Raw genomic sequence first — 19,852 nt, forward strand, 5'->3', positions numbered from 1 at the left:
CGGTCGCGCTCAGCCGGGCGCGGCCTCGAGCCGGCGCAGGGCGTCCTCTACCGGGCCCTCCGCCGCGCGCAGTCGCAGCCTCCCGTCCTCGAGCATGCGCACGAACTCGCGGGCGCCGAGCAGCAGCTCGCGCCCGCCCTGGCCGTTGACCAGCAGCAGGTCGCCGCTCAGCGGGCTGCGCCAGGCCAGGCGCAGCGCCTGCGCCGCGCCGTCGTCGAGGGTGCGCACGACCACCTGTCCGACGGCGGCAGGCACGGCCTCCTCCGGATCGCGGTCCGCCGGGTCGAGCCCGCCTTCGAGCAGCGGTTCGAAGCGCTGCGCGGCGCGCGGCGCATCGGGATTGGCCAACTCGGCCACCAATTGCGCCAGCAGCGCCTGCGCACCGCCCTCGTCCAGTCCGCAGGCCACGTAGCAGGCGCGCAGCGGCGCTTCCAGCGCGAGCAGGGCATCGGCGACCGCATGGCCGCGCGCGTGCGCGGCGTCGGCGTCGATCCGCACCAGCGCGTCGCCCAGCGCGAGCAGGTCGGCGAAACGCTGCGACTGCACGCCGCCGCGCAGCCAGGCCTGCACCAGCGCCTGCCGCCACTGCTCGCGCAGGAATTCCCCCACCCGGTCCAGCATCGGCGCCCGCAGCCGTTCCGCCAGGCGCCGATCGGCCTCGGCGCGCGCGGCCTGCAGCCGCTCGCGTCCCTCGATCGCCTGCCCCGCGCGGCGTTCGGCGACCGCCGCACGGCGGCGCAGCGGCTCCAGCGCCCGCTCGAGCTGCTCCAGCGCACGGGCGAAGACCTGCTCGTCGCCGTGGTAGTGCTCGGCGATGTCGTCGGCGACCCCGTCGGCAAGCTCGTGCTGCTCGATCTCCACGGTGCTGATGCGCGGATTGGCGTCCCACAGCCCCACCAGCCGGTCCAGCACCTCGAGGGCCGGCGCCTGCGGGGCCTCGAATAGGTACGGATCGCTGAGCGCCAGGCGCAGGTACGGCAGCACCAGCCGCGACAGCCGCCCGACCGCCCCGCCCGCCAGCGCGTGACGGGCGGCGAGGTCGTCGAACAGGCGGCCGACCAGCTCCACGGCATCGTCCTGTTCGGGCGCCGGGGCGGCGGTCTCGGGATCGATGCCGAGACGCGCGGCGACTTCGGCCAGGCGGGTGCGCACGCCCTGCGCGCAGCGCCCGGGCGCGAGTGCCGTGGCATCCGGTTCGCCCTGCAGCAGCGAAAGCACCGCCAGGAACTCCTCCAGCCGCATCGCCCGCCGCTCCGCCGGCGGCTGCGGGCGCAGCCCGCGCATGCGCTCGCGCAGCGCGTTGCCGCGCACCGCGTCGCTGGGTGTGCGCCTGGGAGGGGCGCGCTTCTGCCCGGGCTGTTCGCGCCAGGTCGATCCGGCCGCAGGCGCCAGCGCATTGTGCTCGGCCCAGAGATCGGCCTTGCCGCCGGTCGTGCCGCTGACCGGCTGGCCGGCCATCAGCAGGGCGTAGTCGCCGGTACCGACCATGGAATGACCGGCCTCCGAGAGCAGCACGTTGCACCAGGCGTAGGCATCGGTCAGGCAGGCCGCGGCGATCCGCTCGAAGTGGCGCAACAGGCCCAGCCGCACTCGCGCATCGACCTCGTTGGCCGGGAAGGCATGCAGGAAGGCTTCCACCACGTGTCGCGGCGCCACCGGGTTGCGCGGCCGCACCTGGCCACCGAGCTGGGCGGCGAGCGACCACAGCCGCTTGTCGATCACGTCCAGCGGATCGGAGAAGCGCCGCTCCAGCGCCTCGATCACCGGTTGGCCGACCAGCTGCGACTGCAGCTCGTCGTCGGAGACCAGCGCGTAGGCATCGTCGGCCATCGGCCGGGGCGGCTGCGGCCAGCCGTTGAAGCCGCGCGCGAACCACTTGCGCCAGCGCCGCTCGGACACGCCGATGTAGCGGGAGAGAATGCTCAGGCTGGTCAGGTCGTCGGCGAGCTGGTCGAGCGCCGGCTCGGCGCGACGGCGCGCCTCGAGCTCCTGGCAGGCGGCGCGCAGGGTCTCGGCCAGGACCGGCTGCAGCCGCCCGGCCATGCCCTGCTCCAGTTGCTCCAGCAGCTGCGCCGGCGCGACGGACGCCGCGCGCGGCCCGGCGGGCGGGCCCGGATGCTGCGAGCTGGGCATGTCGGTGTCGGTCCGCGGCCTGAGTCGATGCGATAGCGTAAGCGATCACAAAATCGCCTGCCTTAACCGATCGGCCGCGATGCCGAAACCTGAAGGGCGCCGTCTTCAGTCGCAGCGGCGAACCGCGAACCTATCCGGCGTTTGCCGCCTTCTGCGTCGGCGCATGCGCCTGGTTGAGACGCTGCCAGAGCTGCTTCATGGCCTCGTCGAAGGGCGCGTCCACCGAGCGCACCACGACCCTGCCGGAGGCGACCAGCAGTGCCAGCTCCTCCGGCGAGACCACCATCTTGCGCACGCCGCGGCGGTTGACGATCAGGAAGCGCGAGGTCAGCGGACTGATCCAGGCGATCCGCGCCGCGGTCTCGCGCCCGCCGCGGTCGATCATCCGCAAGCCCTGGCCCACCCGCAGCCTGCGCATGCGCGCGGCGATGGCCGGATCGCAGGCCACCTCGTCGGTACCGCCGGCCAGGCGCAACGGCAGCATGGCCTCGTCGCCGTCGTCCTCGTCGATCTCGCCGCCGGTGGGCGTGCGCACCGCGCGGGGGGTGTCCGGCATCGCCAGCGCGGAAATGATCCGGGCCATCGCGTCGCGGGCGGCGGTGGCGTCCAGTCCGCAGCTGGAATAGCACTCGCCCAGCGGCACCTGCAGCGCGAGCAGCTGGTCGGCGACCGCGGCGCCGCGCACCTGCGCGGCATCGGCGTCCACCTGCACCATCGCATCGCCCAGGCCGATCGCAGCGTGGTGGCGCTCCGACTCGGGGCCGTCGCGCAGCCAGGTCTGGGTAAGGTAGTGGCGCCAGTGCTGGTCGAGGAAATGTCCGACCGGCGCGGTCAACGCGCGGTCGGCCATGCGCGAGGCCACCAGGCTCTCGGCGTTGCGCCGTGCCATCTGCAGCCGCTCGCGGCCGTGGATGGCCTCGGCGGCGCGCTTCTCGGCGATGTCGGAGCGCTTGCGCTGCTGGTCGAGTTGATCGCGCAGCTCCGCGGCGGCCAGCTCGAACACCGCCTGGTCCTCCTGGTACTCCTCGACCACGCGGTCGACCGCGTGCTCGGCCTTGTCCAGGGTCTCCTGGTCCTGCGCGGTCTGGCCGGTGTTGCCGTCGCAGGCCTCGGTCAGGGCGTCGAGCAGCTGCCGTGCCGGGTGGCTGCGGCGGTTGAACAGCGAATCGTCGGTCAGTGCCACCTTCACGTAAGGCACGACCAGCTTGCCGTACAGCGAACGCGAGCGCTGCAGCAGGTCGTTGGCCGTGAACAGCGACTGGAACAGGATGCCGACCAGATCGATGGCATCCTCCTCGTCGGCGCTGAAACGGGTCTTCTCGGGGTCGAAGCCGAGCTGACGTACGCCGCCGAGGATCTCGGCGCGGATCACCTCGGCCAGGGCGCGCTGGTCCTCTCCGGCCAGGGCGCGGGTGTAGGGGCTCGGGTCGTCGCCCTGCAGCAGCGAAGCGATGTTGAGCATGTCCTCGGTGCCCAGCACCTGGCCGACCGCCTCGGAGGCGGCATCTGCCAGGGCCCCGACCTCGGCGGCGACGCTGTCGGCGCCCTCGGCCGGCACGGCGTGCAGGCCGCCGTGCTCGCGCCAGGCGCGCAGCTGTTCGCGGACGATGTCGCGGTAGCGGAGCGGCTGGCCGTCCATGCCCGGGCGCGGGCCCGCGGCGGTGCCGCCGCGGCCGCCACCACTGCCACCACTGCCGCCGCCACCGCCGCCACCGAAGTCGGCAGACATGGTGCCCTGCTCGCGCGCCTCGCCGGCCGCGTGCTCGACGACTCCGCCTTCGGGCACCCAGCCCTCGGCAGGCGCGTCGGCGCGTCCGGCGCGCTCGGGCGGGCGCGCGCCGCCGGGCTGCGATCCTCCACGCCGCGCGGGCGCCGCGCGCTGGCCGCTGCCGAAGGCGGCGGTCTGCAGCGTGGCGTTGGCCTTGGCGTAGACCTCGCCCAGCACCTTGGGCAGGCGCTTGTCGAACTGGTGGAACACCATCATCCGCAGGCCGGGCGTCAGGTCGTCGGCCTGGAACAGGTTGACGAACGCCGACACCGCCACGTCCGGGCGCAGCGGGTTCTGCGGCCGCCCCTCGATGCCCAGGCTCGCCGCCAGCGCCTCGAGGCGCTCGTCGAGCTGCGCCAGCGGATGCAGGAACTGATGTTCGAGCAGTTCGGTGATCTGCTGGCCGGCGAGATGGATCTCGAGCTCGCCTTCGGACATCAGCTCCAGCGACTGCACGCGATCGTGCTCCTCGCGCGGTTCCAGCCATCGCTCGAACGCATCCTCGATCGCCTCGCGATAGCGGGTGGCCAGCTCCAGCGCACGATGGCTGAGGGCGATCACCGCCACGCGGTCTTCCTGCGCGGCGCTGAAATCATGCCCTGCCAGCGCGGCCAGCCGCACCTGCTCCTCGATCGAGCTCCAGAAGCCGGACAGCACCCCGACCAGCTCGGTGATGGCGTCGCGCTTGAGCGATTCGAGCACGCGTTCGCCCGCGCGGCTACCGGGGCCGCGGGCGCGGGACTTCGTGACGGTGTCGTCTGTAGACGCCATTTCGGGGGACAATGTGCAGCGGAGTGGCGCGAGGGTGCGCCGAGTCAGCATACATTCCTGAAAGGTAAAAACCACGTCTGTGAACCCCGTCTCAAATAGTGCCACCGACATCTCGCTGCAACTCGACCTGCGCCGCTCGGTTCCGGCCCGCCAGCTCGGCGAGCCCGGCCCCGATGCCGCCGGCCTCGCGCGGATGCTGCGCGCGGCGGTGCGCGTGCCCGATCACGGCCGGCGCGTTCCGTTCAGGTTCCTTCGCATCGCCGGCGCGGCGCGCGCCGCGCTGGGCGACGCGCTGGCCGCGATCGCCCTGCGCCGCGACCCGGAAACCGCCCCCGCGCTGGTCGACAAGGACCGGCAGCGCTTCGCCCACGCGCCGGTGGTGATCGCGGTGATCGCGGTGCTCGACCCGGAGGACGGCAAGATCCCCGCCCAGGAGCGGCTGCTCAGCGCCGGCTGCGTCTGCTTCGCGCTGCTGCAGGCGGCCCAGGGCTGCGGCTACGGCGCGCAGTGGCTCACCGGCTGGCCCGCCTACGACCCCGAGGCGCACGCGCTGCTCGGCCTCGGCGAGCAGGAACGCGTGGCGGGCTTCATCCACATCGGCACGCCGCAGGCCGAGGCGCCGGAACGCGAACGTCCCGACCCTGCGGCCCTGCTGAGCGACTGGCGGCCGGCATGAACGCCGCCGCGCAGCCCGCGCTGTACCTGGTCGACGCGAGCCTCTACGTGTTCCGCGCCTGGCATTCGATGCCGGACGAGTTCCACGATGCCGACGGGCGCCCGACCAATGCCGTGCACGGATTCGCCCGCTTCCTGCTGGAGCTGCTGGAGCGCGAACGGCCGCGCCACATCGTGGTGGCCTTCGACGAAGCGCTGGACAGCTGTTTCCGCAACGCGCTCTACCCCGCCTACAAGGCCAACCGGCCACCCGCGCCCGAGGAGCTCAAGCGTCAGTTCGTCCACTGCAAGGCGCTGTGCCTCGCACTCGGGCTGACGGTGCTGGCGCACAGCGAGTACGAGGCCGACGACCTGATCGGCAGCGCCCTGCAGCTGGCGCGCGCGAGCGGGCACCGCGGCGTGATCGTCTCGGCCGACAAGGACCTCTCGCAACTGCTCGACGGCGCCGACGAGCAGTGGGATTTCGCCCGTGGCCAGCGCTGGGGCGTGGCCGGGGTGACCGCACGCCACGGCGTGGAAGCGCGGCAGATGGCGGACTACCTGGCGCTGTGCGGCGACAGCATCGACAACATCCCCGGCGTGCCCGGCATCGGCGCCAAGACCGCGGCGGCGCTGCTCGGGCACTTCGGCAGCCTCGACGTCCTGCTCGCGCGCGTGGACGAGGTGCCGTACCTGAGGCTGCGCGGCGCGGCGCGCGCCGCCGAGCGCCTGCGCGCGCACCGCGAGCAGGCGCTGCTCTGCCGCCAGCTGGCAACCATCGCCCTGGATGCGCCGCTGGCCGGCGCGGCGGCGCCGTTCGCCCGCAACGCCGCCGACGCCGCCGCGCTGCAGGCGCTGTGCCAGCGCCTGCGCTTCGGACCCCTGACCCGGCGACGCCTGCACGAGGCGGCCGGCGTCGCGTTCGCGCCCTGACCGCCCCCAACCGCCGCCGACGTCGTCCACGGGGTGATCGAGGGCCATGTGGCGCAGGCCGCGGACGGCCCGATGGACCAGGCCCGGGCCCGGGCAAAAGGCCTGCCCCGTTTCGCCTGCGGTTCGGGGCGCGCTAGCATGTGTCGATGAAGGAGCATCCAGCGGACGGCGTCGAAATCCTCTACCAGGGCGACTGGCTGCGCATGGTCCGGCGCGGCAAATGGGAGTCCTGCGAGCGCACCCACGGCCGCGACGGCATGGCGGTGCTGGTGATCGCGGTCACTCCGGCCGACGAGGTGCTGTTCGTCGAGCAGTACCGGGTACCGCTCGGAGCGCGCACCATCGAGATGCCGGCGGGACTGATCGGCGACGAGCTCGACGACGACTCGATCGAATCCGCCGCGCGCCGCGAACTCATCGAGGAAACCGGCTGGGAACCCGGGCGCATCGACGTACTGCTGACCGGACCCACCACCGCCGGGATGAGCAACGAGCGCATCGTCTTCGCCCGAGCGCGCGACCTGCGCAAGGTCGGCGAAGGCGGCGGCGTCGGCAGCGAGGACATCACCGTGCACGCGGTGCCGCGCCGCGATGCCCCGGCCTGGCTGATGCGCAGGCACGCCGAGGGTTTCGAACTCGACCTCAAGCTCTGGGCCGGGCTGTGGATGATCGAGTTCAATCCGGACGGATCCCCCGCCGGCTGATCGCGTCTCCCCGCGCTTCGCGGCAGGCCGCGCGCTGACGGGCCCGCATCCGGTGCGTATCCTTGGCGCCGACGCAACGCCGCAGGGAGCTGGCATGTACAAGACGATCCTCCTCCTCGTCCTCGCCGTCGCATCGCTCGGGCCCATGGCGGGCGCGTCTGCGGCCGGTGCCGAGCCGGGCGCCGCGCCGGCCGGGCCGCTCGAGGTCCACCCCGACGCGCTGGAGCGATACTGGCTGCCGCGCGCCGCCGAGATGAAGCGCCGCGTCTCCGAAGCGCGCCAGGCGCGCTGGAGTCGCGCCGGGATGGCCACGGCCGTGAAGCTGGACTACACCATCGACGCGCAGGGCCGGGTCCGCGACATCGAGGTCGCGGAGACGGCTCCCGCAGGCGCGAGCCCGGAATGGGCGGTGTGGATGCTCCGCCAGCACCGGTTCGAGGCGGCCGGGGAAGCGCGGGATCCGGTCCCGGTGAGGACCTGGACGGAGATGCGCATGGGTCCGCCGCCCGGTGCGCGCCCGGGCGGCCCTGCCGCGGCGCGCATCGACGGCAGTTCGGAGGAGGCGATGCAGGACAGCCTGGCGACGATGATGGCGCCGCTCCCCGAAGCGCAGCGCACCGTCCTGCTGACGGCGTTGCTGCAGCTCGCGGTCGACGGGCTCGGCAGCGAGGCCGAGATGCGCGAGCGCTTTCCCGACGGCGCCCCGTCGCCTGCCTACGCGCGGTCGCGCGTGGACGGAATGACCCGCGAGGAGATTCTCGCCGAGGCCGAGGCCGCGAGCCGTGCGGAGGGCGCACCCAGGCTCGTGCTCCCGGACGCCGACGCCTCGCCGCGCCCGTAACGCAACGGCTCAGGCCACGCTCACGCGAAGCGGTCGGTCGCCTGGATCAGGGCGTCGACGTTCTCCGGCTCGAACGCGGAATGCCCCGAGGTCGGCGTGATCGCCAGTTCCGCGCGCGGCCAGGCCTTGTGCAGGTCCCAGGCGTTCTGCACCGGGCACACCACGTCGTAGCGGCCGTGGACGATGGCGCCGGGGATGTCGACGATGCGGTAGGCGTCGCGCAGCAGCTGGTCGTCGGCCTCGAAGAAGCCGCCGTTGACGAAGTAGTGGTTCTCGATGCGGGCGAAGGCCAGGGCGAAGCGGGGATCTTCGTGGCCGTGGACGAAGTCCTGGTCCACGCGCAGGAACGAGGTGGCGCCTTCCCAGACGCTCCAGGCGCGCGCCGCCGCGAGCCGGGTCGCTTCGTCGTCGCAGGTCAGGCGGCGATGGAACGCGGCGATCAGGTCGTCGCGCTCGGCGGGCGGGATCGCGGCGACGTACTGCTCCCAGGCCTCGGGGAACAGCCGCGATGCGCCTTCCTGGTAGAACCATTCCAGCTCCCAGCGCCGCAGCATGAAGATGCCGCGCAGCACCAGTTCGGTCACGCGCCGGGCATGGGTCTGCGCATACGCCAACGCCAGGGTCGAGCCCCAGGATCCGCCGAACACCTGCCAGGCCTCGATGCCCAGGTGTTCGCGCAGCGCCTCGATATCCGCGACCAGGTGCCAGGTGGTGTTGTCGACCAGGTCGGCGTGCGGGGTGGAACGACCGGCGCCGCGCTGGTCGAACAGCACGATACGGTAGCGCTCCGGATCGTGGAAACGGCGCATCTTGGCGCTCGATCCGCCGCCCGGCCCGCCGTGCAGCAGCACCACCGGCTTGCCCTTCGGGTTGCCGCACTGCTCGTAGTGCAGCGCGTGGCGGGCGTCGACCTGCAGGGTGCCGGTGTCGTAGGGCTCGATTTCGGGATAGAGCGTGCGCATCGGGGTCTTCCGTCGGCAGAAAACTGGGGCGCGAGTCTATCAGCCCGCCGGCACGGAGCCGGCGCGCGCCAGGGTCACCCGCTCGCGGCGCTCGAGGTCGGCGACGGTATCGACGTCGAGCAGTCCCTCGCGGCGCAGGATCGCGCGGACCGCGGCGCCCTGTTCGTGGCCATGCTCGAGCAGCAGCCAGCCGCCGGGACCCAGGTGCGCCGGCGCGCCGGCGGCGATCCGGGCGATCGCTTCGAGCCCATCGCTGCCGGACACCAGGGCCGTTTCCGGCTCGAAGCGCAGGTCGCCGCGGCCGAGGTGCGCATCGCCCGCGGCGATGTAGGGCGGATTGCTGGCGATCAGCGCGTAGCGTTCCCCGGCCAGCGGCGCGTACCAGTCGCCTGCGCGGAATTCGACGTTCTCGAGCGCGTTGGTCACGGCGTTGCCGCGGGCGACGGCGAGCGCCGCGGCGCTGCGGTCGGTGGCCACGACCCGCGTCCGCGGCCGCTCGCAGGCGATCGCCAGGGCGACCGCGCCGCTGCCCGTGCCCAGGTCCGCCACCGCGAGCGGCGTGTCGGCCGCCAGGCGCTGCAGCGCCAGTTCCACCAGCAGCTCGGTTTCGGGGCGCGGGATCAGGGTATCGGGGGTGACCGCCAGATCGAGCGTCCAGAAACCGCGGCGGCCGGTGAGGTAGGCCACCGGCTCGCCGGCTTCGCGGCGCGCGACCAGGCGTTCGAAATCGGCGGCCAGCCCAGGCGGCACGGGATCGTCGCCGTGCGCGTACAGCCAGGCCCCGGATCTGCCCACGGCATGCGCGAGCAGGTGCCGAGCCTCGGCGGCGTCGATGCGCTGCGCAGTCAGGTGCAGCAACGTGTCCAGCCGGAGGGATGGTGCATCGTTCATCGGGCATCGAGTCTGCCGCAGCGCGCGGCTGCATGTCCGGGTTTTCGGCAGCGCGGCTCCGGGACGAGCCGCGGCGAGAAGAAGCGCCCTGGACGGCGGTGGCCAAAAAGAAGGCGGCCGAAGCCGCCTTCAAGATTCCGTATCGCGCGTGGGAGGGAGTACGGGACACGGAACTGGTCGCGGCCCTGGGCCGCCTGTGCTGTCCCGGCAAGGCCGGTCCACGCGTTCATTTTGCTGCAACGCAGCAGAAATGGCAACGGTTCCAGCGATTGAAATCATCGATGGAGATGCAGCTATGATATATAAAATCTATCAAACAGATAAAACCTATCGATTTTACAGATCAATAGGCTACCTCTATCCTGTGCGCTCATGCCCGCCGGACGTCCGGCGGGCTTCGTTTACCCCCACGATGAGGACGTCCATGTCGTTGATCAACACCGAAATCAAGCCGTTCGCCGCCACCGCCTACCAGAACGGCGAGTTCATCGAAGTGACCGACGCCAATCTGCGCGGCCAGTGGTCGGTGGTCGTGTTCTACCCGGCCGACTTCACCTTCGTCTGCCCGACCGAACTCGAGGACCTGGCCGACCACTACGCCGAATTCAGGAAGCTGGGGGTCGAGATCTACAGCGTTTCCACCGACACCCACTTCTCGCACAAGGCCTGGCACGACAGCTCCGAGGCGATCGGCAAGATCCAGTACCCGATGGTGGCCGACCCCACCGGCACGATCACCAACAACTTCGAGGTGATGCGCGAGGGCCAGGGCCTGGCCGACCGCGGCACCTTCGTGATCGACCCCGAGGGCCGCATCCAGGTGATGGAGGTGACCGCCGAGGGCGTGGGCCGCGATGCCGCCGAGCTGCTGCGCAAGGTCAAGGCTGCCCAGTACGTCGCCGCGCACCCGGGCGAGGTCTGTCCCGCCAAGTGGAAGGAAGGCGAGAAGACCCTGAAGCCGTCGCTGGACCTGGTCGGCAAGATCTGATCCGACCGCGCGCGAGCGGTCGGCGCCAGCCGATCCTCGCCCCGCTCCCACCCCCCGTCCGCGGGGGTGGGAGTGGACCGGAACCGGCGCCGGCAGCCAGCCGCCGCCCGCCCGCCGCAGCGCCGGTTCCGGTCCACTCCTCTCCCCAGACCCGGTGCGCCGCTTCGAGCGGGCGCGTCGCGGGCCCCTATTGCCCCGCCGTTTTCACGAGGACCTCCGCATGTTGGATGCCGATCTCAAGACCCAGCTCGAGGCGTACCTGGAACGGGTGGTCCGCCCGATCCATGTCACCGCCTCCGTGGACGACGGCGACAAGTCGCGCGAACTGCTCTCGCTGCTCGACGACCTCGCGGCGCTGAGCGGCTTCATCACCGTGGAGGTGCGCCGCGACGATGCCGAACGCAAACCCTCGTTCGCGCTGTCCTCGCCCGGCCACGACATCGACCTGCGCTTCGCCGGCCTGCCGATGGGCCACGAGTTCACCTCGCTGGTGCTTGCGCTGCTGCAGGTCGGCGGGCACCCCTCGAAGGCCGCGGCGGAGATCCAGCAGCAGGTGCGCCAGCTCGACGGCGAGTACCGCTTCGAGACCTACTACTCGCTGTCCTGCCAGAACTGCCCGGACGTGGTGCAGGCGCTCAACCTGATGGCGGTGCTCAACCCCAATGTCCACCACGTCGCGATCGACGGCGCGCTGTTCCAGGAAGAGGTCGAAGCACGCCAGGTCATGTCGGTGCCGGCTGTGTACCTCAACGGCGAGCCGTTCGAGCAGGGCCGGATGAGCCTGGAACAGGTCCTGGCCCGGCTCGACACCGGCGCCGAGCGCCGCGCCGCCGAGGAGATCGCGGCCAGGCCGCCGTTCGACGTGCTGGTGGTCGGCGGCGGCCCCGCGGGCGCGGCGGCGGCGATCTACGCCGCGCGCAAGGGCATCCGCACCGCGGTGGTATCGGAGCGTTTCGGCGGCCAGGTGCTGGACACGATGTCGATCGAGAACTTCGTCTCGGTACCCGAGACCGAAGGCCCGAAGATGGCGGCCGCGCTGGAGCAGCACGTGCGCCGGTACGACGTCGACGTCATGGATCTGCAGCGCGCCGAGCGGCTGCTGCCGATGGGCGACGACGGCCTGATCGCCCTGGAACTCGCAAGCGGCGCGTCGCTGAAGGCGAAGACGGTGGTGCTGTCCACCGGGGCGCGCTGGCGCACCATGGACGTGCCCGGCGAAGCCGAGTATCGCAACCGCGGCGTGGCGTACTGCCCGCACTGCGACGGCCCGCTGTTCAAGGGCAAGCGGGTCGCGGTGATCGGCGGCGGAAACTCCGGCGTCGAGGCGGCGATCGACCTGGCCGGCATCGTCCGCCACGTCACCCTGCTCGAATTCGAAGGCGGGCTGCGCGCCGACGAGGTGCTGCAGCGCAAGCTGCGCAGCCTCGGCAACGTCACGGTGATCACCAGCGCCCAGACCACGCAGGTGCTCGGCGATGGCAGCAGAGTGGAGGCGCTGGTCTATACCGACCGTGTCGGCGGCGACAGCCACCGCGTCGAGCTGGACGGCGTGTTCGTGCAGATCGGGCTGCTGCCCAATACGGAATGGCTGCGCGGCGCCGTGGAGCTTTCGCCGCGCGGGGAGATCGTGGTCGACGATCACGGCCGCACCAGCGTGCCCGGCGTCTTCGCCGCCGGCGACTGCACCACCGTGCCGTACAAGCAGATCGTGATCGCCATGGGCGAAGGCTCGCGCGCGGCGCTGGCGGCATTCGACCACCTGATCCGCAGCAGCGCTCCGGCGGCGAGAGTCGCGTCCCCCGAGGCGGCGTGACCGCGCCGGGGCGGCGGCGGCGTATGCTGCGGGGCGGGGACGAACCGTCCCGCTGGCGTCGCATCCGGCGACCGGTGGCCGCATGAACCTGCGCGACCTCAAATACCTGGTCGCGCTGGCCGACCACAAGCACTTCGGCCGCGCCGCCGCCGCGTGCTTCGTCAGCCAGCCGACCCTGTCCACTCAGATCCGCAAGCTGGAGGAGGAACTGGGGGTGTCGCTGGTGGAACGCGCACCGCGCAAGGTGATGCTCACGCCGGCCGGGCGCGAAGCCGCCGAGCGGGCGCGGCGCATCGTCGCCGAGGTCGAGCAGATGAAGGAAGCCGCGCGCCGCGAGCAGGACCCCGAGTCGGGCACCGTGCGCCTGGGGATCTTCCCCACCCTCGCCCCGTACCTGCTGCCGCACGTGATCCCGCGCCTGCGCCTGCGCTTCCCGAAGCTCGAACTGCTGCTGGTCGAGGAGAAGAGCGACGTCCTGCTGGGACGTCTGCGCGACGGTCGTCTCGATGCGGCGGTACTGGCCCTGCCGGTCGACGACGATCAGCTGCACTGCGAACCGCTGTTCGAGGAGCCTTTCATGCTGGCGGTCCCGGAGGGACACGCGCTCGCCGGGCGCAGCGCGCTGCGCATGGAGGAACTGGCCGACCAGCGCCTGCTGCTGCTGGAGGACGGGCACTGCCTGCGCGAACAGGCGCTCGAGGTCTGCCACCTCGGCGGTGCCGGCGAGCGCAGCGAGTTCCGCGCCACCAGCCTCGAAACCCTGCGCCAGATGGTGGCCGCCAACGTGGGCGTGACCCTGCTGCCGATCCTCGCGGTCCAGCCGCCGGTGGCGCGCTCGGGCTCGATCCGGCTGCTCGCCTTCCAGGACTCCCGACCCAGCCGCCGGATCGCCATGGTGTGGCGCCGGAGTTCGGCGATGGACGCCTTTCTCCACCAGCTGGCGGACGTGTTCGCGCGGCTGCCTCCGGAACTGTTCGAGTATCGCCCGCGGGGGAATGCCCCCGCTGCGGCCCCGCCCTCGGCTTGAACGCCTCCCGGAGTGGGGCTAGGGTTGTCGTCATGTCGGGCGGCGCGGAATGCGCCGCCCGCATCGTTGTGCGCCGGCGTCGGCGCCCCCTCGAGGAGCGTGCCATGCCAGACCAGAGCCCCGGCGGCCTGCCGCCAGCGATCGTCGTGTCCGACGTCGATGCCGCGCGCCTGGACGCGCTGCTCGAGTCCGAGGCCTGGCGCAGGCATCCGGCCGCCGCCGCATTGCAGGCGGAACTGGCCCGCGCCGAGGTCCGACCGGCTGCCGCCGTGCCTTCCGACGTCGTCGGCATGCACTCGACCGTGGACTGCGAGGACGTCCACAGCGGCACCCGCCATCGCCTGGTGCTGGTGTACCCCGGCGAGGCCGACGTGGCCAGCGGCCGGGTCTCGGTACTGGCCCCGGTCGGCAGCGCGCTGCTGGGGCTGGCGGTCGGTCAGCACATCGACTGGGATGCGCCCGGCGGGCGCAAGCTGCGCCTGCGCGTGACCGCCGTGGCGCCACGCGCCGAGGGCTGAGCCGTGAGCCTGAGGGCGCTTGCCGTGCTCGGCCTGGCGCTGGCGGCGCTCGGCTGGTGGTTTTCGCCGCAGTCCCCCCGCCAACCCGACGCGCCCGCGCTGGCCGCCGGAGAAGTGCCGCACTGCCCGCCGCCGCCGCAGACGGCGCCGGGCGCGGCGCCGCTGCAGAGCGAGGTGCCGGCCGGCCTGCGCCCGGTCCGGCTCGAGGCGGCGACCCTCACCCCGCTGGCCGGGTTCAGCGTGGAGGCGCGGGTCCTCGGGCGCCAGGACTACGCGCGCGGACGCGAGGCCGCGCTTTCTCCGACCGACCTCGCGCTGGGCTGGCAGCGCATGCGCGAGGACGCCGTGCTGGACCGGCTGCGGATCAGCCAGTCCGCGCGGTTCTACCGGTACCGCTGGCGCGGCGAACCTCCGATCCCCGCGCGCGAGATCGCCCGCAGCAGCGCCAACATGCACCTGGTCCCCTCCGATGCCGCCACCGCGGCGGCGCTGCAGCGGGTACGCGCCGGCGACGACGTGCGCATCGACGGCTGGCTGATCGAGGCCCGGGCCGCCGACGGCTGGCGCTGGCGCAGCTCGCTCACCCGCGACGACACCGGGGCGGGCGCCTGCGAGCTGGTCTACGTCTGCGCGATCGAGCTGCGCTGAGCGCGTTGCCGGGGAGACGGGGGCCGGCGGTTCACGCCGGCTGGGCGGGCAGCCGCGCGCGGCCGCGCAGGCCGGCGAGGAAGATCCCGGCCAGGGTCAACGCGAGCCCCAGCCACTCGCGCGGACTGGTGGCGCGGTCGAGCAGCGCGACGTCGAGCACGAACGCCACCACCGGCTGCAGCAGCAGGAGCAGGCCGACCACCGCCACCCGCAGGTGCGGCATGGCCCGCGAGATCAGCACCCAGCTCAGGCAGTGGCCGACGCCGGCCAGCAGCAGCAGCCAGGCCAGCGAGCGCCAGGACGGGATCGCGAACGACACCCCCTCGGCCACGCCGGCCGCACCGAGCAGCAGTGCGCAGCCCAGCGACGCGAGCGCCAGCACCTGGGCGATCGGCGCGGCACCGGCGGTGGCCTGGCGCGCCTCCTGCTGCGCGCGCTTGAGCCCGAGGTTGTAGGCGGCGTAGCAGACGCCGGTGGCCAGCCCCAGCAGCACCCCCCAACGGTACTCGCGCGGCAGACTGCTCCACTCGCCTCCCAGCAACAGCCACAACCCGAAGAACGCGAGCAGCAATCCGGCGAGGAACCGTACCCCGACGCGTTCGCCGTACAGCAGCACCCCGCCCAGCGCCATCGCGAACACCTGCACGTTGGCCAGCAGGGTCGACAGCCCCGGGCCGACCAGCAGGATGCTGCGATGCCAAAGCCACAGATCGGCCGCGAACGCCGTGGCCGGCGCCAGCACCCACAGCCAGGCGCGCGTCGGCAGCGGCCGCCAATCGCGTCGCGCCGCCACGACCAGCCACAGCAGCAGGCCGCCGAACAGCACCCGGTAGAACGCCGACACCGTCGGCGGCGTCTCCGCGAACCGGACCATCAGGCCATTGGTGCCGATCAGCGAGGCGCCCGCCAGCATCCACAGCAGGGCGGCGCGGTCGTGGTTGCGTTCCTGCTGCATGCGCCGCTTCCGCACGGAAAGGCCGCGACCTTAGCAGGCCGGCAGTCGCCGCGGGAGGGCGCCGTCAGGTGAAGACCGCCGGCGCCACGTGCACGCAGTTGCGTCCCCCGCGCTTCGCCGCATACAGGGCCTTGTCGGCGCGGTCGATGGTCGCCGCCGGACTGTGCTCGCCGTCGCGCCGCGTGGCCACCCCCACGCTGACGGTCAGGCGCAGCGCCTGACCCTCCCATTCGATCACCAGCCGCTCCACCGCCGCGCGCAGGTCCTCGCCGACCTGCCGGGCCGCGGCGCCGCCGCGGCCCGGTAGGACCGCGATGAACTCCTCGCCGCCGTAGCGGCCGAAGATGTCGCGCTCGCCGAGCGCGCCGCGCAGCGCCGTCGCGGCGGCGCGCAGGCAATGATCGCCGCAGGCGTGGCCGAAGCGGTCGTTGACCGACTTGAAGCGGTCGAGGTCGACGAACAGCACCGACACCGGCTGGTCGTCGCGCTCGGCCTCGGTGAAGGCGCGGGTCAGCCACTGGTCGATCGAGCGGCGGTTGAAGCTGCCGGTCAGGGCATCGAGCTCGGCCGACCGGCGCAGGTTGACCGCGGCGATCGCCTGGTCGATCTGGACCTGGGTCAGGCGCACGAATTCGGTCGCCAGGGCCATTTCGTCGCTGGTGAACCCGTCCCCGCCGGGACGCCGCAACAGCACCGCGCCCCAGGAAGGCGTGCGGATCTGCAGCGGGATCACCGCTTCGATCGCCAGGGAGTCCGGCGTGGTCAGCGGCTGCTGCAGAGCGATGCCGTTGGCGGCCTGGCGCTTGAGCGGCAGCAACCTCGGCTGCAGCTCCGCGCCTACCCGGTCCTTCTCGCCGTGCGGGTGCACGACCAGCAGGTCGCGGCCGTGGAAGCCGTGAGCCACCGCCACCATCGACTCCACCGGCAACAGCGGCAACAGTTGGTCGAACAGCATGCGGAACCCGGTCCACTCGATATCTCCCGGGGCGAGCGTGCGCAGCTTGGCCTGCAGCGCGTTGACCAGATCCGTGCGGGCGGCCTCGCGCTGCATCCGCCGCTCGGTGTCGGCGCGCGCCAGCCGGTCGTGGTCGCGCTGGTCCCGGTATTCGCTGATCCGGCTCACCAGGCCGACCGCGAACACGATCAGGGTGGCCACAACCCCGGCCTGGAAGCCGTAGCGCATCGCCGCCAGCCCGGGTAGCACGCCCTGCCCTGCCAGCTGGCGCAGCAGCACCAGCAGCAGCGTAGCCAGCACCACCAGCAGCAGCGGCCAGGCCATCGCCACGCGGCGGCGGCCGGCATCCATCAGCAGCGCCATGCCGCCCAGTCCGCTTGCGACCCAGCCCAGGGCCGCCAGCGGCTGCATCACCGGATCGAGCAGGCGCAGATCGAGCAGGCAGATGGCGGCGAGCAGCAGCAGCATGCCCACCGCGACGCGCAAGGCGCGCGTGACGGCCGCGCCGAGTCCATCCGCCCCGACGTAGTGCTCAACCAGCTTCAGCCAGCAGGCCAGGAACAGGAACACCAGAGCCCACATGCCCTGCGCCTGCCAGGCCGCGAACAGTCCCAGCACCGGCATCGCGTACAGGTGGCCGTTGATCGCGGCCAGCATCAACAGCGCCAGGGTGGCGCAGGCGAACAGCAGCAGGAACGTCCGGTCGCGCGCCGCGCCGTAGAGCGCCAGCGCCAGCAGCGAGAGCGTCAGCAACGCCGCATACACGGTGGCGGCGATCGCCACGGCACGCTGCTCCAGACGCGCGGCCTCGTCGTCGTCGAGCACCAGCGGACGCAGTGCAGCCGCCGCGCCGCCTTCGACGTGGAGATCCAGCTCCAGCGGCCCTTGCCAGTGGGCCGGCAGCCGCAGCCGGTAGCCGGACGCGAGCACGCCCTGGCCGTCGGAGCCGAAGAAGCCGCGGCTCGGACTGCGCCAGTCGCCCGCCTCGATCCACAGCGCTCCGACCGGCTCGCGCGGCAGCCACAGCACCCGGCCCGGCGTCTCCGGCTGCGCCGGCGCCAGGGTGAAGCGCAGCCGGGCGTGGCTCCGCTGCGCCCGCCCCCCTTCGTGGCGCAGCACGCGCCCGTCGGCCACTACTTCGCCGCCGCCGCCCGGCGCCAGCGAAACCGCGACCTGCGCCGGACTTTCGCCGCCGGCGGCGATCACCGCTGCAGCGAGCAGGCACACCAGCAGCGCGAAGCCGGCCAGGAACACGGCATCGTGATCGCGGTGCCGGCGGCCGATTCGGCTCACGCGGACTCCCCGGACCCTGCATCCTGCGCATCGCGATCGCTGAAATCCATGATCCCCCCGTCTACCTGGCTGCTCGCAAGACGCGTGCCACAAATGATAATACCGTCACACATGGCACCCGACGCAGTACGCATTCTCCCGCATCCGCCGCAGAGCGGCAGGCAGGCCCTACACTGTTCGTTTTCCCCCGCAGCCGACGCATGAGCAGCCCCGCCCCCCCCGCCCGACCGCCGTCGGCCTCCCCCCGCACCGCTCCCGATCCCGATCCCGCTGCCGTGGAGGGCCGGCAGGACTTCGTCCGCCAGATCGTCCGCGACGACCTGGCCAGCGGGAGGCACCGCGCCATCCGTACCCGCTTCCCGCCCGAGCCCAATGGCTACCTGCATATCGGCCACGCCAAGGCGATCTGCCTGGACTTCGGGCTCGCCGCCGAGTTCGGCGGGCGCTGCAACCTGCGTTTCGACGACACCAACCCGGCGAAGGAGGATCCCGAGTTCGTCGAGGCGATCCAGGACGACGTGCGCTGGCTCGGATTCGAATGGGCCAGCCTGCGCCATGCCTCGGACTACTTCGAGGTCTTCTACCTCGCCGCCGAGAAACTGATCCGCCAGGGCGACGCCTTCGTCTGCGACCTCAGCGCCGAGCAGGTGCGCGAGTACCGCGGCACCCTCACCGCGCCGGGCCGCGAGTCGCCGTTCCGCGATCGCGCCGTGGACGAGAACCTCGACCTGTTCCGACGCATGCGCGCGGGCGAATTCGCCGACGGCGCGCGCACCCTGCGCGCGAAGATCGACATGAGCAGCGGCAACATCAACCTGCGCGATCCGGCGCTGTACCGCATCAAGAAGGTGGCCCACCAGAACACCGGCGACGCCTGGCCGATCTACCCGATGTACGACTACGCCCACGCGCTCGGCGACGCCGTGGAGGGCATCACCCACTCGCTGTGCACGCTGGAGTTCGAGGACCACCGCCCGCTCTACGACTGGTGCGTGGAGCGTGTCGACCTCGCCGGCGACCCGGGGCTGCTGCGCCCGCTGCTCGAGCGCGGCCTGCCGTCCGAGGCCGGCAGGCCGCGGCAGATCGAGTTCTCGCGGCTGAACATCAACTACGCCGTGATGAGCAAGCGCAAGCTCTCGGCGCTGGTCGCCGACGGCCTGGTCGACGGCTGGGACGATCCGCGCATGTACACCCTGCAGGGCCTGCGCCGGCGCGGCTACACGCCCGCGGCGCTGCGCCTGTTCGTCGACCGTCTCGGCATCAGCAAGCAGAATTCGGTGATCGACTTCTCGGTGCTGGAGGGGGCGCTGCGCGACGACCTCGATGCGCACGCGGAGCGGCGCATGGCGGTGGTCGACCCGCTGCGGCTGGTGCTGACCAACCTGCCGGACGGCCACGCGGAGACCCTGTCGTTCGCCAACCATCCCAAGGACGAGACCCGGGGCCGGCGCGCGGTGCCGTTCTCGAACGTGGTGTGGATCGAGCGCGACGATTTCGCCGAGGTCCCGCCGAAGGGATGGAAGCGCCTGATTCCCGGCGGCGAAGTGCGGCTGCGCGGCGCCGGCATCGTGCGCTGCGACGAGGTGGTCAAGGACGCCGGCGGGGCGGTCGTCGAACTGCGCGGCACCCTGGATCCGGAATCGCGCCCGGGCATGGAGGGCGCCAACCGCAAGGTGAAGGGCACCCTGCACTGGGTCGGCGCGGCGCAGGCGGTGGCCGCGGAGATCCGCCTCTACGACCGCCTGTTCTCGGTGGCCGACCCCGACGACGAGTCCGGCGGCCTGACCTACCGCGACCATCTCAATCCCGAATCTCGACGTACCGTGCGCGGCTACGTCGAGCCCGCCGCGGCGCAGGCCGCGCCCGAGCAGGGCTTCCAGTTCGAACGGCTCGGCTACTTCGTCGCCGACCGCCACGATCACCGACCCGATGCCCCGGTGTTCAACCGCAGTGTGACGCTGCGCGACACCTGGGCGTCGAAAGCCTGACCACGGAGGT

17 protein-coding genes are annotated in these 19,852 nt (G+C 72.3%); 11 read left to right on the forward strand and 6 right to left on the reverse strand.

From position 1 onward, the window contains the following. Positions 1 to 9: 9 nt before the first annotated feature. On the reverse strand, positions 10 to 2,133 hold the full coding sequence (locus tag H0E84_RS09825; protein ID WP_180678474.1) for a DUF1631 family protein: 2,124 nt from the start codon (positions 2,131 to 2,133) through the stop codon (positions 10 to 12). Positions 2,134 to 2,263: 130 nt separating this feature from the next. Beyond that, on the reverse strand, positions 2,264 to 4,603 hold the full coding sequence (locus tag H0E84_RS09830; RefSeq protein WP_180678475.1) for a DUF1631 family protein: 2,340 nt from the start codon (positions 4,601 to 4,603) through the stop codon (positions 2,264 to 2,266). 178 nt (positions 4,604 to 4,781) lie between these two features. On the opposite strand from H0E84_RS09830, the gene H0E84_RS09835 reads away from it, so the two are divergent. The 4 genes from H0E84_RS09835 (at position 4,782) to H0E84_RS09850 (ending at position 7,804) form a co-directional block, all read left to right on the forward strand. Continuing rightward, on the forward strand, positions 4,782 to 5,348 hold the full coding sequence (locus tag H0E84_RS09835) for a nitroreductase family protein (protein WP_180678532.1): 567 nt from the start codon (positions 4,782 to 4,784) through the stop codon (positions 5,346 to 5,348). Next, a complete protein-coding gene (locus H0E84_RS09840) occupies positions 5,345 to 6,259 on the forward strand; it encodes a 5'-3' exonuclease (protein WP_180678476.1) in 915 nt (304 codons plus the stop codon). Before H0E84_RS09835 ends, H0E84_RS09840 begins: the two co-directional genes overlap by 4 nt. 146 nt (positions 6,260 to 6,405) lie before the next feature. Continuing rightward, entirely contained in the window at positions 6,406 to 6,963 is a 558-nt protein-coding gene (locus tag H0E84_RS09845) for an NUDIX hydrolase (protein ID WP_180678477.1), read from the forward strand. Between the two features lie 94 nt (positions 6,964 to 7,057). After that, positions 7,058 to 7,804: an energy transducer TonB gene (locus tag H0E84_RS09850; RefSeq protein WP_180678478.1), complete on the forward strand. Its 747-nt coding sequence runs from the start codon at positions 7,058 to 7,060 to the stop codon at positions 7,802 to 7,804. Positions 7,805 to 7,824: 20 nt separating this feature from the next. Here H0E84_RS09850 and pip read toward each other — a convergent pair whose 3' ends face one another. Together pip and prmC are read right to left on the reverse strand one after the other, a co-directional pair. Further along, positions 7,825 to 8,766, reverse strand: coding sequence for a prolyl aminopeptidase (gene pip, locus H0E84_RS09855; protein ID WP_180678479.1), 942 nt, complete (start codon positions 8,764 to 8,766; stop codon positions 7,825 to 7,827). 39 nt (positions 8,767 to 8,805) lie between these two features. Continuing rightward, positions 8,806 to 9,657, reverse strand: coding sequence for a peptide chain release factor N(5)-glutamine methyltransferase (gene prmC, locus H0E84_RS09860; protein WP_180678480.1), 852 nt, complete (start codon positions 9,655 to 9,657; stop codon positions 8,806 to 8,808). On the opposite strand from prmC, the gene H0E84_RS09865 reads away from it, so the two are divergent. The 6 genes from H0E84_RS09865 to H0E84_RS09890 all read left to right on the forward strand — a co-directional run bounded on the left by H0E84_RS09865 (position 9,642) and on the right by H0E84_RS09890 (position 14,651). Then, complete coding sequence (locus H0E84_RS09865) at positions 9,642 to 9,956, forward strand: hypothetical protein (RefSeq protein ID WP_180678481.1); 315 nt, start codon at positions 9,642 to 9,644, stop codon at positions 9,954 to 9,956. The genes prmC and H0E84_RS09865 overlap by 16 nt on opposite strands. Positions 9,957 to 10,081: 125 nt before the next feature. After that, complete coding sequence (gene ahpC / locus H0E84_RS09870) at positions 10,082 to 10,645, forward strand: alkyl hydroperoxide reductase subunit C (protein WP_180678482.1); 564 nt, start codon at positions 10,082 to 10,084, stop codon at positions 10,643 to 10,645. A 220-nt stretch (positions 10,646 to 10,865) separates the two neighbouring features. Continuing rightward, entirely contained in the window at positions 10,866 to 12,458 is a 1,593-nt protein-coding gene (gene ahpF / locus H0E84_RS09875; protein WP_180678483.1) for an alkyl hydroperoxide reductase subunit F, read from the forward strand. A gap of 82 nt (positions 12,459 to 12,540) precedes the next feature. Then, entirely contained in the window at positions 12,541 to 13,485 is a 945-nt protein-coding gene (gene oxyR, locus H0E84_RS09880; protein WP_180678484.1) for a DNA-binding transcriptional regulator OxyR, read from the forward strand. A gap of 104 nt (positions 13,486 to 13,589) precedes the next feature. After that, entirely contained in the window at positions 13,590 to 14,003 is a 414-nt protein-coding gene (gene rnk, locus H0E84_RS09885) for a nucleoside diphosphate kinase regulator (RefSeq protein WP_180678485.1), read from the forward strand. Between the two features lie 3 nt (positions 14,004 to 14,006). Beyond that, positions 14,007 to 14,651: a hypothetical protein gene (locus H0E84_RS09890; protein WP_180678486.1), complete on the forward strand. Its 645-nt coding sequence runs from the start codon at positions 14,007 to 14,009 to the stop codon at positions 14,649 to 14,651. A gap of 31 nt (positions 14,652 to 14,682) precedes the next feature. Here H0E84_RS09890 and H0E84_RS09895 read toward each other — a convergent pair whose 3' ends face one another. Both H0E84_RS09895 and H0E84_RS09900 read right to left on the reverse strand, forming a co-directional pair. Next, complete coding sequence (locus H0E84_RS09895; protein WP_180678487.1) at positions 14,683 to 15,606, reverse strand: DMT family transporter; 924 nt, start codon at positions 15,604 to 15,606, stop codon at positions 14,683 to 14,685. 64 nt (positions 15,607 to 15,670) lie between these two features. Further along, complete coding sequence (locus tag H0E84_RS09900; RefSeq protein WP_180678488.1) at positions 15,671 to 17,854, reverse strand: diguanylate cyclase; 2,184 nt, start codon at positions 17,852 to 17,854, stop codon at positions 15,671 to 15,673. 200 nt (positions 17,855 to 18,054) lie between these two features. Between H0E84_RS09900 and H0E84_RS09905 the strand changes: the two genes are divergently transcribed. Further along, a complete protein-coding gene (locus tag H0E84_RS09905) occupies positions 18,055 to 19,842 on the forward strand; it encodes a glutamine--tRNA ligase/YqeY domain fusion protein (protein WP_180678489.1) in 1,788 nt (595 codons plus the stop codon). The last annotated feature ends 10 nt before the right edge of the window (positions 19,843 to 19,852 follow it).

Origin of the sequence: Luteimonas salinisoli, from assembly GCF_013425525.1 — a bacterium.
GTDB lineage: Bacteria > Pseudomonadota > Gammaproteobacteria > Xanthomonadales > Xanthomonadaceae > Luteimonas > Luteimonas salinisoli.